At 69.0% G+C, this 16,497-nt stretch carries 14 protein-coding genes; 7 read left to right on the top strand and 7 right to left on the bottom strand.

Annotated features, from left to right (window positions below; genetic code table 11):
* Positions 1-22 precede the first annotated feature (22 nt).
* Both ggh and LY40_RS14095 read left to right on the top strand, forming a co-directional pair.
* The gene (ggh, locus tag LY40_RS14100) at positions 23-1,381 is read left to right on the top strand and encodes a glucosylglycerate hydrolase (RefSeq protein ID WP_308216691.1); all 1,359 of its coding nucleotides are present in this window, start codon (positions 23-25) and stop codon (positions 1,379-1,381) included.
* Positions 1,382-1,797: 416 nt separating this feature from the next.
* Positions 1,798-3,225 (top strand): DUF222 domain-containing protein, encoded by a 1,428-nt coding sequence (locus LY40_RS14095; RefSeq protein WP_258937108.1) that lies wholly within the window; start codon positions 1,798-1,800, stop codon positions 3,223-3,225.
* Between the two features lie 206 nt (positions 3,226-3,431).
* Here the strand turns inward: LY40_RS14095 and LY40_RS14090 are convergent, their stop codons facing one another.
* From LY40_RS14090 to LY40_RS14075, 5 genes are all read right to left on the bottom strand, one after another.
* Positions 3,432-4,688, bottom strand: coding sequence for a DUF445 domain-containing protein (locus tag LY40_RS14090; protein WP_183782527.1), 1,257 nt, complete (start codon positions 4,686-4,688; stop codon positions 3,432-3,434).
* Between the two features lie 210 nt (positions 4,689-4,898).
* Positions 4,899-5,654 (bottom strand): Abi-alpha family protein, encoded by a 756-nt coding sequence (locus tag LY40_RS14085; RefSeq protein WP_258937107.1) that lies wholly within the window; start codon positions 5,652-5,654, stop codon positions 4,899-4,901.
* 196 nt (positions 5,655-5,850) lie between these two features.
* Complete coding sequence (locus LY40_RS26660; RefSeq protein WP_504968459.1) at positions 5,851-6,006, bottom strand: hypothetical protein; 156 nt, start codon at positions 6,004-6,006, stop codon at positions 5,851-5,853.
* Between the two features lie 461 nt (positions 6,007-6,467).
* Positions 6,468-7,079, bottom strand: coding sequence for an alpha/beta hydrolase (locus LY40_RS14080; RefSeq protein ID WP_258937106.1), 612 nt, complete (start codon positions 7,077-7,079; stop codon positions 6,468-6,470).
* Positions 7,076-8,041, bottom strand: coding sequence for a ring-cleaving dioxygenase (locus LY40_RS14075; protein ID WP_183782521.1), 966 nt, complete (start codon positions 8,039-8,041; stop codon positions 7,076-7,078). The genes LY40_RS14080 and LY40_RS14075 overlap by 4 nt, the downstream gene beginning before the upstream one ends.
* A gap of 186 nt (positions 8,042-8,227) precedes the next feature.
* Here LY40_RS14075 and LY40_RS14070 point away from each other — a divergent pair, with 186 nt between their 5' ends.
* Entirely contained in the window at positions 8,228-8,689 is a 462-nt protein-coding gene (locus tag LY40_RS14070) for a MarR family winged helix-turn-helix transcriptional regulator (protein WP_258937105.1), read from the top strand.
* 146 nt (positions 8,690-8,835) lie between these two features.
* Here LY40_RS14070 and LY40_RS14065 read toward each other — a convergent pair whose 3' ends face one another.
* The gene (locus LY40_RS14065; protein ID WP_258937104.1) at positions 8,836-9,954 is read right to left on the bottom strand and encodes a DNA polymerase III subunit beta family protein; all 1,119 of its coding nucleotides are present in this window, start codon (positions 9,952-9,954) and stop codon (positions 8,836-8,838) included.
* A 253-nt stretch (positions 9,955-10,207) separates the two neighbouring features.
* Between LY40_RS14065 and LY40_RS14060 the strand changes: the two genes are divergently transcribed.
* Complete coding sequence (locus LY40_RS14060) at positions 10,208-11,728, top strand: IucA/IucC family protein (RefSeq protein WP_258937103.1); 1,521 nt, start codon at positions 10,208-10,210, stop codon at positions 11,726-11,728.
* A 363-nt stretch (positions 11,729-12,091) separates the two neighbouring features.
* On the top strand, positions 12,092-13,306 hold the full coding sequence (locus LY40_RS14055) for an MFS transporter (RefSeq protein WP_372497747.1): 1,215 nt from the start codon (positions 12,092-12,094) through the stop codon (positions 13,304-13,306).
* 133 nt (positions 13,307-13,439) lie between these two features.
* Here the strand turns inward: LY40_RS14055 and LY40_RS14050 are convergent, their stop codons facing one another.
* Positions 13,440-14,222: a metal-dependent hydrolase gene (locus LY40_RS14050; RefSeq protein WP_258937102.1), complete on the bottom strand. Its 783-nt coding sequence runs from the start codon at positions 14,220-14,222 to the stop codon at positions 13,440-13,442.
* Between the two features lie 223 nt (positions 14,223-14,445).
* Between LY40_RS14050 and ligD (LY40_RS14045) the strand changes: the two genes are divergently transcribed.
* Positions 14,446-15,465, top strand: a complete 1,020-nt coding sequence (gene ligD / locus LY40_RS14045) for a non-homologous end-joining DNA ligase (RefSeq protein ID WP_307876802.1) — start codon at positions 14,446-14,448, stop codon at positions 15,463-15,465.
* Positions 15,462-16,403, top strand: a complete 942-nt coding sequence (gene ligD / locus LY40_RS14040) for a non-homologous end-joining DNA ligase (protein ID WP_258937101.1) — start codon at positions 15,462-15,464, stop codon at positions 16,401-16,403. Before ligD (LY40_RS14045) ends, ligD (LY40_RS14040) begins: the two co-directional genes overlap by 4 nt.
* The last annotated feature ends 94 nt before the right edge of the window (positions 16,404-16,497 follow it).

Genomic DNA, 16,497 nt, shown 5'->3' with positions numbered 1-16,497 from the left:
ACATTTCTGTTCGGGAGGCCCGGTGACCACCACCGCCGCCGGCAACCGCACCGTTCACCGGCCGGCGAACCTCGCCGCGCGCGCCGCCATGGTGCTACGGGACAACGACACCGGGACGCTCGTCACGGCGTCACCGCGGCTGTATCCGCACATGTGGAGTTGGGACGCGGCGTTCATCTCGATGGGCCTCGCCCATCTCGACGTGAGCCGCGCCGTGCAGGAACTGCGGACTCTGTTCTCGGCCCAGTGGCACGACGGGATGATCCCGCACATCGTGTTCACCGGCGACGACGACTACTTCCCCGGACCGGACCGCTGGGGCACCGACGACGCACCGCAACGTCCACACAACGCGCGAACCTCGGGCATCTGCCAGCCACCGGTACACGCGATCGCGCTGCGCCGCATCATCGACACCGCCCGTCGGACGTCCGAGGCCGACGCCGGGATCGCCGAGGATTTCGCACGGGAAGCGTGGCCTGCTCTCCGACGCTGGCACGGGTGGATCGCCCGGCACCGTATGTCCGAGGCCTGCGGCCTGGTGACGATCGTGCACGGCTGGGAGTCCGGAATGGACAACTCGCCGCGGTGGGACGCGCCGTACCTCGCCGTGCAGCCTGATGCCGATCTGCCGCCGTACGTGCGACTCGACACCCTGAAGGTGGACGACCCCCGGCAACGGCCCAGCGACGACGAGTACGACCGCTACCTGTGGCTCATCGAGCAGCTTCGACGGGCCGGCTACCACCCGGACAAGGTGGTCGAGACGTCGGCGTTCCTCGTCGGTGACGTGTTCGTCACGGCCGTGTTCGCACTGGCCAGCGAGACCCTGGCCGACATCGGCGCCGAACTCGACGCACCGGCGTCGGAGATCGCCGAGTTGCGCAGCTGGGCGGGCCGCGCCCGCGATGCGGCCCGCAGGAGCTGCCACCCCGAGACCGGCATGGCCCGCGATTTCGACGTCCACACCGGCACGTGGCTCGATACGGAGTCGCTCGCGGCCTTCTCCCCACTGCTGTGCGGAGGGCTTCCCACCGAAACCGAACAACGACTCTTCGACACGCTGGATGGCCCCGGATGGTCCGGCCACCCGGGCCTGCTCGCCGCCGTGCCACCGTCGGTGTCACCGCATTCCGGCGACTTCGATCCGCGACTGTACTGGCGTGGTCCACAGTGGCCGGTGGTCATCTGGCTGTTCGGCTGGGCATTCGAACAGCGCGGCTGGCAACGGCACGCCAGCGAGTTTCGCGCACAAGGGGTGCACCTCGCTTCCGACGGATCATTCGGCGAATACTACGAACCGTTCACGGGAGAACCCCTGGGCAGCCCGAACCAGTCGTGGACAGCCGCCGTCGTCCTCGACTGGCTGTGCAGCGTGTAGACCCTCGGAGCACCGAAGGACCCAGCGCAGACTTCTTCCCGGACCCTGCACTGAGGAGGGCGCCGCCCGGGTCGCCCCTCGTGGACCGACGCGCCTCGGTGGGCCGCACCCGAATCCGGGCGCGCTACACACATTCCGACCGGCACGCCGGCGCATACCCGCAAGTCACCGCAACCGGTGCCACCGCGAGCGCCGGAGCGATCACTCCCCAAGGCAACTGCCGATCTTCGCGATCTTCGATCCATCGACGACAACCCCCTCCTCGTAGAACAGGCTTTCCCATGGCCGAACCCGGCACCTGAAGTCGCCGGGTGTGATCATTCGAATCACCTTCCACGATCTCATCACTGCCACTTTTTCGCATCACCCGATCAGCTGGTGGTCATTCGTACATGGATTCGATAGCTTTACTGGACATGGGGGAACGCGAGGAACTCATCGACGCCGTTCGCGAAGCGCGTGCGGACCGCGCACGTGCCGACGCCACCGAGGCGATAGCACTGGCTCGACTGTCCGAACTGGATGGAAACGACCACCGCGCACTTGCCGACGAGGTCGCCCCGGAGCTCGGGGTGTCGACCGCCGAAGCCACCCGCAGGGTCGGCCGAAGTGCAGTGCTCGTACGGCGCATGCCTACAGTTCTGGGGCTTATGCAGGCCGGCCAGGTGGAGGCATACGGTGCACGCAGACTGCTGGACGTAGCCGCGCCACTCGACGAGAACAAGACCCGACGGCTCGACGAGTTGTTGGCCCAACGATTGGCGAGTCAACCGGGAGCATCGCTACTGCCGGACAACCTGACCCGACGAGTTCGACGGCTGATGGAAGTGGTCGACCCCGGCGGCCAGGTCGCACGAGCACGACAAGCTCGTTGCGAACGATCGTTCGACATTCGAAACGACGATCATGCAATGTCGCAATTCACGCTCCGCATACCTGCCGAAGTCGCCGCGGGAATCAGGAGCCGTGTCGATGCGCTGGCGAACAAGGTGCGCCGCAAGGATCGTGACGGACGCACGATGGACCAACTGCGGGCGGATGTGGCCACAGACCTGCTCCTCGGCCGTTCCCCTGAAGTGAGTACCCCCGCGATTGCGGCATCGGTGTTCATCCATCTCCCCATCGACACCGCGCTCGGCATGACAGAGGACGGCTGCGAACTCGACGGATACGGACCCGTTCCCGGCGCGATCGCCCGCGAGATCATGACCAATCCGAACAGCACCTGGCGAGCCGTGCTCTGCGACCCGGGCACCGGCCGGCCCGTTGACCTCGGCCGAACCAGGCGCCGCCCCACGGCGGCAGTGCGGGACCTGGTGGCGGCGCGGGACCGGGAATGCTGTGTGCCCTGGTGTCATCGCCCGGCCAGGCATTGCGAGTTCGACCACGGCACAGCCTGGACCGACGGTGGCCACACCTCGACCGCCAACGGCAGCTCCAAGTGCGACCGCCACCATGCACGCAAGGACGACCCCGGATGGACGATCCACCACGACCCGGACACCGGTACGACCGTCGTCACGACGCCGAACGGCGCCACTCACACCGACGTCAGGGAACCCATCCACGCCCCCACCCGGCGCCACCACCGGAAGCGACGCGACCAGACCTGCCGGGCCACGCAATGGAGCCCGCCGGGACGACAATCGGCACCGCAACAACCGACAGGACAACCACCAGTGCGGTCACGCCGTTCGCCGCAGCAGTCCGCGGACATGTCCGAGCAACAGGTACCCCGCCAACGAGGAGCTGAAGATCCGCACTCCGGCAAGCGCGACGATCGCGGCCCGACAGTCGACGAAGTAAACCCCGGAGATCGGGCTACCGCCGTAGGAGACGTATGAACCATGCGCACGGCAGAGCCGAGTCGAGACCCTCGTACAGCGAGTCGCGGACGAGCGGTCTCGCCCAGACATCGAATCGATACCAGCAACACCGGTGCCGGCACGGCACCATGATTGCCGGCCAGGCAGGGTCCCGCACCAAGGCGTACCCGTCGGCAGCCTGGCGACCGCACCGCCCCTCACTTCCGGATGAGCACGGCCTGCCATCACCCCGTCAGGAGGAGCACGATCTGGACCTGGAGTTCACCGCACAGGCCGCCGAGCAGTGCGCCGGTGAGGATCAGGATCCACTCGTCCTGTTGGAACGCCGGGCGCAGGAGTCCTTCGAACTCGGCGTCATCGAGCTCGCGCATCTTGGTCACGAGCGTGCCGCGGATGTCCATCGCGTCTGCGGCGTAGGTCTCGACATAGCGCAACGTGTCGGGTAGCCGGGTCATCACGGACTCGGCGATCCTGTCCTTGAGCGCGCCGTACCGACCACCGCCCATGGCCAAGAGCACGAGCGGTTTCGCTACGCCGGTGTGCCGCTCCAGTTCGGCGTCCACCTGGCGTTCGATCATCGTCAGCACCCGGTCGGACATCGGCCCGCGCAACACGGCGTCGATGACGTTGCGCGGCGTGATGATCTCGGTTGCGATCAGATCGGCATAGGCGTCCGTGACCTCGTCGCGGCGTTTGAGGAACAGGCCCTGCCACGTCACGCCGAAGTACTTTCGCGGCCGCAGCGGCCGGAAGATCATCTTCAACGCCAGCCAATCGGTGAACCACCCGATGAACAGACCGAAGACCGGCATGATCAGTGGCACGCGCAGCAGCAGCCACACGACCATCTGCACCACACCGATCAGCGCGCCGAACAGCAGTCCCGACCGGCCGATGAACCGGAATTCCTCGTGCCCCGCCTCCTGGAAGATGCGGTTCAGCAGCGCCTTGTCCTGGACCAGGTGCGTGACGACCATGTCCTTCAGGTCGAACACGGAGTCCACATCGGCCTTGATCTGATCGATGACCTTCGCGACCATGTGCGGCGCCTGGTCCTGCACCCGGCGGATCACCATCCGCCTGCCCCGTTCGGGCAATCGCTCCCACAGGCCGGGCTGATACCGCTCGGCCACGTCGGTGACGATCTCCTCGATCGCTTCCCGGAGCGGCGCCTCGATCTCCTTGCCGATGCGCTCCGGGTCCAAGCGCTGGACGATGTCGCGTGGCGAGATCAGCTGTTCGGTCATGGTGTCGACCGCGATGCCGGCCATCCGCGCGGCCCGCCGGGGGACGATGCCCTGCCACCCGAGGAACGGCCTGCCCCGGCGCCGGATCCCGACGAAGTCGATCGGTTCGAACATCATGCGGATCGCGACCAGCTTGGTCACCCAGCCGATCAGCGCCGCGACCAGCGGAATCGACGTGTAGACAGGCCAATACCGCACGAAGTCGTCGACTATCCCGTGCAGGTACTCGCCCATCGATCACCGCCGCGCCTCAAAACCACAGCTGTGGCAGCTGCACCGACCCCGTTGCCGTCGCAGGCGCGCATGATCACACGACCAGGCGACTCACCGCCAGAGCAGCACACCCGACCCGGTGTGGCGAACGGGCAGCGGTCGACGTGGCGAGCAGGCGAGGGTGGTCATGGCGCGCAAACGAAGGTGATCATTGCGCGGAGGTGAAGGTCGTCAGGGTGCGCAGGCGAGCCAGAAGTTGACCCCGAGCGGCGTGATCCGTAGCGCACCGCGGGTGATCTTCGGGCGCTTGACCAGGTCCTCGGCCTTTCGCACTGTCTCGTCGGTCATCAGGATCTCGTACTGGGTCGCCAGGTCGTTCTGCTCGTCGTCGATCTCGGCAAGTCCGAACGCGACCAGTCGTGAGACGTACACCGGCACGTGCGCCGTCGCCGACACCCCGGCCGTCTTGCCGATCGTCGACGCGTTGCGCAGCACGACCCTGCCCGTTTTGCGCTCGGCGATCTGGACCACCGGATAGTCGGCACCGTCGGACAGCACCGACAGGAGACGGGCCTCGTCCGGCGTGAGCTGCCGGAGGATCGACGCGTACAGGTAATCGCGCGCGGCTTCGCGGCTCAGATGCGTCGACCGGTTCAGCAGTGCCGCCATCCCCGCCCGGAGTGGATCGGTCGGCAACGGCATAGCGACGGCCGTCGACGAGCTCTTCGAGCCGGATCCGTTCTCGCTGTGACCGGCCGCGGCGTCCTCACCCGGGGGAGTCGCAGGCAGCTCGGTCAGTTCGAGCAGCCTGCGGTTGCTGGCGCCCTCCATCCGCTTGTGGAGTTCGGTCAGCGCTTTCTGTTCGAGATTGCGCAGCGAACGTTCCGCACCGTCCGCCCCGGGCAAGCGTTTGCCCAGCGAGTAACTCGTCCGCGCCGCCCATCCGGCCAACTTGCCCGCGCGCTGCATCAACTCGTCCGCTTCCACACACCCGATGCTACTGGGCGGGAACAACGGAGCCGATGATCACCGCCCGTTGCCGCCACGACACGGGGTGACAACGGCGACACGAATCCGTACGCCGTCTGGTCACGACCGGTTTCTCCACGACGGTCGCCTCATGCCCGGCGCCACCCGAGATTTCTCGACTCGGCCGGTGCCACCAGGGACGTCTCGTCGGCGCCTACCGTTGCGGCACCTGCCCGAGACCGCCGCAGTTCGGGCACGGCCCCTTGCGGTTCGGGGTCAGCCCAGAGCCGTGGCAACGCGGACAGTCCACCATGTCGCCGACCTTCATCGCGTGCACCTCCCACCGATGTCGGTTCCGGAAGACACGCACTGTAGAACGAATCGGAATAATCTGGTGCCGCCGACAGGATCAGTCTGCAACTTGCGAATTTCACAGAGGGTGACGAAATGGACTGTCCGGACCAGTGGCAGCACCGGCGAACGGACGCAGCCACACCCGGCAGCCCGCGTCACCCAGGCGTCGAAGGCGTGATCGGGCAACCGCCGACGCACACAGGCGCAATCCCACTCCACGACATAATCGCGTCGCGACGGTTGGCGTGTCGCGGAGTGACGCGTCAGTGGTCGGCGCGTCAACGGTCGTCGGTGGCGGCCGGTACGTACCGGCCGCCACGTCGGCAAGGTCGCCACATCGACAACGCCGCAACGTCATCGACAACGCCGTCACATCGGCCGCGTCGACAACGCCGTCACCTCGACCGCGTCGACAACGCCGGCATGCCATCACGCCGCCGTACACCGCTCGGCGGGTCTACCCGCAGCTCGTGCGGTTCAGGTGGCGAGCCACTGCCTGGCGGATTCGAGACCGTCCGCGGTGATCTGATGACCTCCGGGATGCCAGTACTCGGTCACCTCGGCACCACGGTCGCGGAAGGTGCGCACCAGCCGCTCGCTCGAGTCGAGCGGCGCCATCGGGTCCTGCCTGCCGTTCGCGAGGAACACGCGTCCGCCGTGGAGATCGGCCGCGGGCGGCTCGGGCAGCGGTGACATGGCGGAGAACAGCACCACCTCATCGAGCACGTCCGGCCGCAGCAGCGCCACCGCCGCGGCGATGTTCGCGCCGTTGGAGAAGCCCGCGGCCACCAGCCGGCGTCCGGCGAGGTCGTAACGGTCGCGGGCGACCTCGACGAACTCGGCCAGCTCGCCCGCACGAACAATGACGTCCTCGACGTCGAACACACCCTCGGCGAGCCTGCGGAACCACCGCGCCGCCCCGTTCTCCGAGACCGGGCCCGCCGGCGCGATCATCGTCGACGAAGGGCTGAGTTCCTTGCCGAGTGCGAGGATGTCGTCCGGGGTGCCGCCGGTACCGTGCAGGAGAAGCAGCACCGGCTCGGCCTGTGCGCCCTCGACGTACCGGTGGTCGAGCGCCGGGCCCGTCATGCCCGCACCGGGTTGTTCTCGGCCGGCAGTTCCAGCTGTGGCAACGCAGCGGCGATCTGGTCCCGTGTCGGCTCGAGCCACGGCGGCAGCTTCAGCGCCCGTCCCAGTTCGAGGAGCGGCTCGTCGATGTCGAAACCGGGCTGGTCGGTCGCCACCTCGAGCAGCACACCACCCGGCTCGCGGAAGTAGATGGAGCGGAAGTACTGCCGGTCGAGGACCGACGTCACACCGACGCCCGAACCCACGAGCTCCTCGCGCAGTGCCAACTGCGCGGCGTCGTCGGCAGCGCGCCACGCGACGTGATGCACTGTGCCGCCCGCGACCACACCCTTCGGCGCGTCCGGCGTGACCTCGACGTCAACGTACGCGCCGGCACCTCCGTCGCCCGCCTGGAAGCGGAACCGGCCGGCGCTCTCGCCCGTGAGCGACAGGCCGAGCGCATCCGTGAGCATCGCTGCGGTCGCGTCCTCGGCGGTCACGGACATGGTTACCGAGTGCAGCCCGCGGATCGCATGCTCGGCGGGCACGAACGGCGTGTCCCACGGGGCACGCGGGTCCGGCTGCGGGTGGGCGACGAGCGCGAGTTGCAACCCGTCCGGGTCACGGAAGGTGAGTGCGTCCTCGTCGCCTCGCGTCACGATCGTGCCCGACCCGACACCGGACGCCTCGAGGTGCTGTTTCCACCAGCCGAGCGAGTGCTCCGGAACGGAGAAGGCCGTCGTCGTGGCCTGGCCGGTGCCGATGCGCCCGTTCGGCACGCCGCGCCATGGGAAGAACGTCAGCAGCGTGCCGGGCCGGCCGGCCTCGTCGCCGTAGTACAGGTGGTAGGTCTCCGGATCATCGAAGTTGACGGTCGTCTTCACCAGGCGCAGCCCCAGCGTGCGCAGGTAGAAGTCGACGTTGCGCTGCGGGTCGCCACCGATGGCGGTGACGTGGTGCAGGCCGCTGGTCTCAAAGCCCATAGCGATCTCCTCCGAACTCGATGCCGTCGACGCTAACGTCAAAACATCTCGCGTGCAAGACATCTTCCCGCGAGAGTTCGTATCGCGAGACTCTTTGTCGCGAGAATCGTCATTGCTAGAGTCAGTCAAGCGAGAGTTATCGCGGCGAGAATTTTCGCCGGGAAGCGACATGTAGGGTGGATCACCGTGACGACAGAGCCGGATGACGACGAGATCGTGACGTGGTGGGGCCTCGTGATCGAGGGCTACCTCGCCACCCAGGAACGCTTGATGGGCGAGATCGCGGAACGCTTCGACCTTCCGCCCGCCTCGTTCGACATCCTGGTGCGGCTCGTCCGCTCACCCGATAACCGACTGCCGATGACCCGGCTGGCCAAAGAGGCCGCACTGTCGAGCGGCGGGTTCACCAAGGTCGCCGATCGCCTCGTCGCCGCCGGCCTCATCGAACGGGTACCCAGCGCGGAGGACCGGCGCGTCACCTACGCCCGGCTGACCGATCACGGCCTCGACGTGGCATCCAACGCACGCAAGGCGTGTGCCGACATCCTGCGCGAACGCGTACTCACACCGCTGGGCCACCACTCGTCGGAGGCCCTCGCCGAGGCCATGCGCACCCTCCGCAGCGTCAACGGCACGAAAGCGGAGTGACCACCACCCCGGAGTGACGATCCCGGAGTGACCACGGCCCCGGAGTGCCACTGCGCCGGGGCCGGACCTCCCGCCGTCGGACAGGGACCCCGGCAGCAGAGGTACGACCCGGCAGCGGAAGCGGGGACACGCCCCGGCAGGCCAGGTCAGGCCTCGACCGGCGGCTCGTGTGGCATCGCGTGGGTGGCGAGGTCTCCGTTGTCGGCCGAACGCACCGTGACGGGCTCCGAAGGGCCGCGGATGTCGAGCATGACGTCGGGGCCCACGGCCGTCGCCACAGCGGGATGCAGCACCACGACGCCGAACCACATCTCCGCGTCGGCGCCCTCGACCGCTGCCTCCACGACGTGCACGGATGCCTCACCGGACCCGGCGAGGACGCACTCGCCGGCACGAACCTGCAGGCGGATCGTCGGTTCGGCACGGCTTTCGATCGCGCGCAGCAACGCATCCTTGGCGACCACGACCCGCGTCACCGGCTCGGCCAGTTCCGCCACGAGTGCATGATGGTCCGGGAACGCGCCGTCGAGCAGTCGGCAGTGCACGTCGCCGGAGACCTGCCCCGGACCGCCGTGGCCACCTCCCGCGTCACGCCACCCGGTGCTCGCGACGGCGTGGAACCGCACGCCGTCCGGCACCGCTTCCAGCCGCACGACGTGCCGGCGGCGGATCTCACCGAGCACCGCACGCAGATCGTGGCCGCTCACCGTCGCCGACCATTCCGTACCGGACGACGCCTCCGGTACGAGCGTGCGCACAGCCAGCCGGTACCGGTCCGTGGCCGTCAGCGTGAGCGAATCGCCGCTCACCTCGAGCCGCACGCCCGAGATCGCCGGGTAGTCCTCCGCCTCGCCGGTCGCGACGAGCACCTGGTCGACGGCCGCGGCCAGCACCGGCCCCTTCACCGTCGCGAGCGGCACCGCGTCCTCCCCCACCAGCGCGGTCTTCACCTCGACGGCCAGTCGCCGGGCCGCGTCCGCGCGAGCCGACAGCGTCGCCACGTGCTCGTCGATCAGTCGGGCCGCGCGGGTCGGGTCGGCGGTCAGCACCTGGTCGACGGTCACGAGCGGCATGTCGAGCTCCCGCAGCCTGCGCACCGCGACGGCCCGTTCGAGCTGGTCGTGGTGGTAGTAGCGGTAGCCGGAGGCCGCGTCGACGTCGGCGGGACGCAGCACCCCGGAGTCGTCGTAGAACCGCAGCGCGCTCGCGGTGAGGCCGCTGCGGCGGGCGAACGTTCCGATCGAGATCAGCTCTGTGTCGGTCATGGCGACGATACTGGGCGTTCAGGCAACTCGAAGGTCAACTCCTGGCTCGGCCGGGAATCCACTGGGCGGCGGATTCGTTGTGGTCACGAATCGTGATCGGACAGTCACCCCACGGCGGTTCGGCGATCAAGGCAACCCACTAGCCTTACCTCGGCTCCGACCCATCGAGGTAATCCGTGACCATCGCTGCTCCCCCTCCCGGAACCGCCCCTCCCGGCACTGCCCTGACCGGAACCACAGCCGACGCCGTGCCATGACCACCTCGCGCCCCTACCCGCGTGCGCAGCAGGCCACGATCCGGCGGCTGCTCAACGCGTACCTGCGGGAGAACGGATTCCACGAGGTCGCCGAAGGACCGCTGACCGTGCCGCTACCGGCCAGCGGCGACGTGCTCCGGCTGACGGTCACCCACGCCTCCCCCACCGGGCACCACGACTACGCCCACACATCGCCGCACGTCATCGACACCGTGCTCGTCGAACTCGCCCGCCGCACCGGATTCGCGGGTTCCCGCGTGCTCCGCGCCCAGATCGACGGCAGTATCGACCGCACCGCGCGGTACCTGGCGCAACCGCGGCGGGGGCGCGAAGGAAGCCGGGCCGATCCGGCACGCGATTCCGAGCAGAGTGTCCTGTTCGGACATCCGTTTCATCCGACACCGAAAAGCGCCGAGGGATTCAGCAACGCCGACCTCGACGCCTACGCGCCCGAGCTCGGCGTCTCGTTCGGACTTCCCTACTTCGCCGTGGCACGAAGTCTCACGCTGACCGAGGGTGAGGTCGCCGTGCCCGACGACGTCGCAGCGGCCGTGCCGGACGGATACGTGCCGATCCCCGTACATCCGTGGCAGGCGCGGCACCTGCGGCGCAACCCCGCGGTGCGCCGGCTCGTCGACGACGGCGCGCTGATCGACCTCGGCGCGTGCGGTGGCGAGGTGTACCCGACGTCGTCCGTGCGCACCGTGTGCGATCCGGCCGCGGGTGTGGCCTGGAAACTGCCGCTGCACGTGCGCATCACGAACTTCGTCCGTAACACCCCGGCCGAGCAGCTGCGCCGCTCCGCCGACGCCGCCCGCGCGGTCGAACGCCTGCCCGACTACGAGGGCTTCGGGATCGCCGTCGAGACGGGACTGCGCACGCTCGACCCAGCGGTCGTAGGACACGACCTCGCCGCCGAGGTCAACGCCGTCCGCCGGACCGTGCCGGACCGGCGAGCCCGGGTACTGGCAGGACTGCTCGACGACCCGGCGGTGCTCGCGGGACACGCCGAACGGTCCGGCGACGTCGCGGAATGGCTGCGCCGCTACGTCCGGCTCGCGCAGGTTCCGCTACTGACGGCGTTCGCCGACCACGGCATCGCCTTCGAGGCGCACGTCCAGAACTCGCTGCTGCGGTTGGACACCGACGGCGCGCCGGACCGGTTCCTGGTACGCGACATGGAAGGCGTTGCCGTGAGCCGCGACCAGGCAGGCGAGCTGCCGGCGGACAGCCCGGCGGTCTACGACGACGAGGAGGCGTGGCGGCGGCTGTGCTACCACGCCGTGACCAACCAACTGGCCCATGTCATCCACGGAATCGGCAGGCACACCGCTGACGGGGAAGCATCGCTGTGGAACGTCGCCGCGGCGGAACTACGGCGGTTTCCGGTCGCCGACCGCCTTTTGGAGTCACCCGAGCTCCCCGCCAAGGCCAACCTGCTGAGCCGGTTCACCCAGCGCGGCGAGCGGCCCCACTACGTTCGAATCCCGAATCCACTGTGGAAGGTGGCGGACTGAGGCCGGCAGCCGACTCGGACGAGAACGCGATGCTCGCGGCCCGGGCTTTGACAAGCCCTGCGACGGCGGTACATGCACGGGTACTGCACCAACGCGGTTCGACTGGCCGCGTTCGCCACCGAGCTGAGTCGTCTTGTCGACACATTCCCGTCTCATTGGGCAGATCTCACACCACGATTTCCTCAGCCACCCGCACCCGGAACAGATCTTCCGCGCAAGACTGTCGTGGTGAACACCGCCGCCCCGACGCCTCCGCCCTCCGGTCCCGTCGACACTCCCCGCGGTCTACGCAAGTGGCTGGGGACGGGCTCGTGGGCGAAGTTGCAGGGCATCGTCGTCGCCGGATCGGCCGGCGAAGGGCTGATGCTGGCGGCGATGCCGCTGTTGGTCGTGACCATCACGACCGACCCGCGGGCGGTGTCGCTGGTGAACGTCGTCGGACAGTCGCCGTGGCTGCTGCTCGCCCTGTTCGCGGGCCTGCTGGTCGACCGGGTGCGCAGGACGAGCGTGCTGATGTGCGCCTACGCGATCCAGGTCGGGGCCGCCGCCGTGCTGGCGGTCGCCGCCACGGCGGACGCGCTCACGCTGCCACTGCTGATGTGCGTGGCGTTCGCGGTCACCTCGGCGCAGGTCCTGAGCGACGGCGCGAGCGGGGCACTGCTGCCGACGATCATGGCGCGGGACGACCTGCCCGCGGCGAACGCCCGCATCCAGGTGATCGACCGTGGTCTGGTGCAGTTCATCGTGCCGCCGTCGGCAGGCGCGATCCTGGCGATCGGGCTCGGTGCCCCGGCCTGGGCGGCGTGCGTCATGGCGCTGCTGGCGTTGCTGTTGAGCGCCCGACTCCGCGCGTCGGCCGAACCCGCTCCGATCGGGCGGGGAGCCACGGCCGATGGCGGTCAGGAGCCGAACACACGGGGCAATCCGTTGCGCGACATCGTCGAAGGGCTGCGGTACCTGGTCGCCGCCCCGCTGCTGCGGTCGGTCACGATCACGGTCGCCCTCGGCTCGTTCGCCTCCAGCGCTGCGACCACCATGCTCGTCCTGTACGCCACGGAGGAGCTGGGCATCGGCCAGGTCGGCTACGGCGCGCTGCTGGCGTGTTTCGCGGTCGGCTGGGTCGTCACGTCCCTGTTCGTGCGCCGGCTCGTCGACCGGTTCGGCTACGCGTGGGCGATGCGCGGCGCGCAGACCGGAGCCGCGGTGACGCCGGTGCTGATCGCCGTCGCACCGCCGTGGCCGCTGTTCGTCGGCGCGGTGCTCGTGGCGCAGTCGTCGTCGGTGCTGGTGTGGAACGTCTGCTCGCAGTCGACGCGGCAACGCTTCACGCCCAACCGCCTGCTCGGGCGGGTCCTGACGAGTCACAAGGCGCTCGCCTGGGGCCTCACCCCGCTGGGCGCGCTGACGGGCGGATTCGTTGCGGCGCACTGGAATCTTCGCGGGGTGTGGTGGATCGCCGCGATCATCCACGCCGTCGGTGCCGTGATCGTGTGGCGCACCATGACGCCCGCCGCCTTCCGGCAGGCCGAACACGATCACGAGGACCTCGAAGCCGAAGGGCACGCCGACCGCGCGTGACCCGCCGGCCCGGCGACGCCGGTGCCGGCCTCGCACGACACGCCTGGGATCCGCAACACGGCCCCCGGAATCCGCGACACGGGCCCCGGAGAACGCAACACGGCGGGCACGGGCTGCCGTCCGGGCGGGACCGTCAGCCGGTTGCCGCGGGGGTGCCGGACAGCAACGGGGACACGAGGTCGATCAGCCACGGCAGCACGCCGGGCAGCAACAGCACCGCGAGTACCGAGAACAGCGGGAAGATCAGCTTGTTCTCGACACCCTTGCCGGTGCGGAACCGCAATAGCGAGGGCGGCCGCAGCTCGTACCAGGTCTCACCCGCGATGGGCAGGGGAAACAGGAACGGGCAGCCGGATTCGGTGAGCGCGTCGCCGAGACAGTGCGTGACACAGCCGACCGCGACGGCCAGCCCGAGGAGTCCGCCCATGGCCTCGAGTTCGGCGAGTGCGTGCGGGTTCGCCTCCCACGCCCACCAGATCGCCGCCCCGCCCGCCACGGGCAGCAGCCAGTCACCGAGCGCGTCCTCGGCGAGCAGCAGGCCGAACACGACCACGCCGGCCACGACCCATGCGCCGCCCGCCTCCGTTCCCATAGCCACCGCGAATCCGAGCACCGCCGCGAACAACACGGTGTGGGAAAGATGCCGGTGCATACCGCTGTGGTCCTCGTCGCGCGGGCCCTTGGTCACCGAGTACACCGCCGACGACGCCGCGCGCAACATCCGCGAGACGAGCCGGGTCAGTGGGCCGAGCAGTTTCGACGCGCGGGCGCCCGGATGGTCGAGGTCCGGGAGCAGGGCGTAGCCCGCGGTCGTGGCGGCGAACACCAGTGTCTGGGCGAGCGAGGTGACGCCGGCCAGCGGTGCGACGGCGAGCCCGGCGCACCAGCCGGTGAGCGCGTGCGTGCGGCCCATCATCGGGGAGCGGTCCTCCGGTGAGTCGGGAGCAAGATCATCACGCAGTCTTTCGCACGCCTGCCGGCAGGTGAGCGAGCCCCTACGAAAGTCGGGAATCGGCCCACGAGGTAGGCAGGCGTGAACCACTCGGTGATACTGACCGGGCTCGCCGGGTCGCGGCGCAGCGAGGGCGCGCCGCCGGCTCGGCGGGTGGACGTCGGCCGGATCGGGTAGACCTCATCTCATGACGGCGGACGACGACGATCCCGTGGGGCACGAACCGCTTCCCCCTGTCCTGCTGCCGATGCTGGCCACGCCGGGCACGCTGCCCGAGGGCGAGGGCTGGTCGTACGAATTCAAGTGGGACGGCGTGCGCGCACTCGTCCGCGCCGACGGTGACGAGTTCGCCGTGTTCTCCCGACGGGGCGGCGACATCACCGACACCTATCCGGAGCTGGCCGGACTGGCCTCGCAGTTGACCACGCCGGTGTGGCTCGACGGCGAGATCGTGGCGCTGTCCGGTGGTGTGCCCAGCTTCGCGGCGCTGCAGAAGCGCATGCACGCCGGACGGGAACGTGCGGCGCAGCTGGCGGTGCGGACGCCGGTGACCTATGTCGTGTTCGACGTGCTGCACCACAACGGCCGCGGGTTGCTCGCCTCGCCGTACGCCGAACGTCGCGAGCTGCTCGAATCGCTCGGTCTCGCCGGATCGCACTGGACGGTGTCCCCGTGTTTCGACGATGGTGCGGCCGTCGCCGACACCGCGGCGCGGCAGGGGCTCGAAGGCGTGGTCGCCAAACGGTCGTGTTCGCCGTACCGGCCGGGCCGGCGCAGCGAGGACTGGGTGAAGGTCACCGACAACACCACGCTCGAGGTCGTCATCGGTGGCTGGCGCACCGGCGAGGGCCGGAGAGCCGACACGTTCGGCTCGCTGCTGCTGGGCCTGCCGCGCGAAGACCCCGGCGACGCCGATTCCGGCCCGGACGATCCCGCCCACCCGCTGCGCTACATCGGACAGGTGGGAACGGGATTCACCGACGACGTGCTCGAGGAGCTGTCCGCCCGGCTTCGGGAGCTCGAAACGGCCGACCGCCCGTTCGCCGCCGACGAGGTTCCGCGCGAGCGCGCCCGCGGCGCACACTGGGTGCGCCCGGTGCTCGTCGGCGAGGTCGAGTTCAAGGCGTGGACCGACGACGGCAGGCTGCGCGCGCCGTCCTGGCGCGGGCTCCGCCCCGATCGCACCCCGGAGGAGTTGTCGCAGTGAGCACGGACCCGAACAACCCGGTCGTCGACATCGAAGGCCACTCGCTTCGATTATCCAATCTGGACAAGGTGTTGTATCCGGAAGCGGGGTTCACCAAGGGCGAGGTCATCGACTTCTACGCCGCGATGGCACCCGTGCTGCTGCCGCACGTGCGCGACCGGCCGCTGACACTGAAGCGCTTCCCGGACGGCGTCGAGGCCACGTCGTTCTTCGAGAAGAACGTCGCCCGGCACGCACCGGACTGGGTCCGAACGGTGCGCATCGACACGCCGGGCAGCTCCCGTGGTGCGGAGTACGCGGATTTCGCACTGGTACAGGATTTGCCGACGCTGGTGTGGACGGCGAACCTCGCGAGCCTCGAACTACACGTGCCACAGTGGACGGTCGGACCGCGGGGCGGCGTGCGCGAACCCGACCTCCTGGTGTTCGACCTCGATCCCGGGCAGCCGGCCACGATCGTCGAGTGCTGCCGGGTCGCGGAGCTCCTACGGGAGGCGCTGGCCGACGACGGTTTCGAGGCGTACCCCAAAACCAGCGGATCCAAGGGGATGCAGCTCTACTCGCCCATCCGCACCAACGATTCGGGCCACCCGCGGGAGTACGCCAGACGGCTCGCGCAACGCCTCGAGAACGACCACCCGGACCTCGTCGTGTCCCGCATGACCAAGAAGCTCCGTGAAGGCAAGGTGCTCATCGACTGGAGTCAGAACAATCCGCAGAAGACGACGGTCGCACCGTACTCGCTGCGCGCGCGCCCTCACCCGACCGTCTCAATTCCGCTTGCATGGAATGAAGTTGCACATTGCAGCAACCAGGTTGACTTGACATTCACCGCTGCGGACGCCAAGGACCGCGTAGCGTCACACGGTGACCTGTTCGAACCCCTCCTCGGCGGGGAGCGACCCCTACTGCGAGCAGACACGGGCAACCATGGGTAGTGCGAGGTCGACGCTGCGTGAAAACGTGTGAAGCCGAAAACGCAGGCACCGAGGTGGATTCGCGGCGAACGAATGCTGTGGCCCCGCCGGAGGG

The organism is Prauserella salsuginis, assembly GCF_024648885.1.
Classification (GTDB): domain Bacteria; phylum Actinomycetota; class Actinomycetes; order Mycobacteriales; family Pseudonocardiaceae; genus Prauserella; species Prauserella salsuginis.
This window is presented reverse-complemented; position numbering and strand designations above follow the sequence as displayed.

Coding starts and splice junctions, on each gene's coding strand:
- LY40_RS14095 (WP_258937108.1), top strand. CDS start 1,798: ATGGGGGAACGCGAGGAACTCATCGACGCCGTTCGCGAAGCGCGTGCG.
- LY40_RS14090 (WP_183782527.1), bottom strand. CDS start 4,688: ATGGGCGAGTACCTGCACGGGATAGTCGACGACTTCGTGCGGTATTGG.
- LY40_RS14080 (WP_258937106.1), bottom strand. CDS start 7,079: ATGACGGGCCCGGCGCTCGACCACCGGTACGTCGAGGGCGCACAGGCC.
- LY40_RS14075 (WP_183782521.1), bottom strand. CDS start 8,041: ATGGGCTTTGAGACCAGCGGCCTGCACCACGTCACCGCCATCGGTGGC.
- LY40_RS14065 (WP_258937104.1), bottom strand. CDS start 9,954: ATGACCGACACAGAGCTGATCTCGATCGGAACGTTCGCCCGCCGCAGC.
- LY40_RS14060 (WP_258937103.1), top strand. CDS start 10,208: ATGACCACCTCGCGCCCCTACCCGCGTGCGCAGCAGGCCACGATCCGG.
- LY40_RS14055 (WP_372497747.1), top strand. CDS start 12,092: ATGCTGGCGGCGATGCCGCTGTTGGTCGTGACCATCACGACCGACCCG.
- LY40_RS14050 (WP_258937102.1), bottom strand. CDS start 14,222: ATGATGGGCCGCACGCACGCGCTCACCGGCTGGTGCGCCGGGCTCGCC.
- ligD (WP_307876802.1), top strand. CDS start 14,446: ATGACGGCGGACGACGACGATCCCGTGGGGCACGAACCGCTTCCCCCT.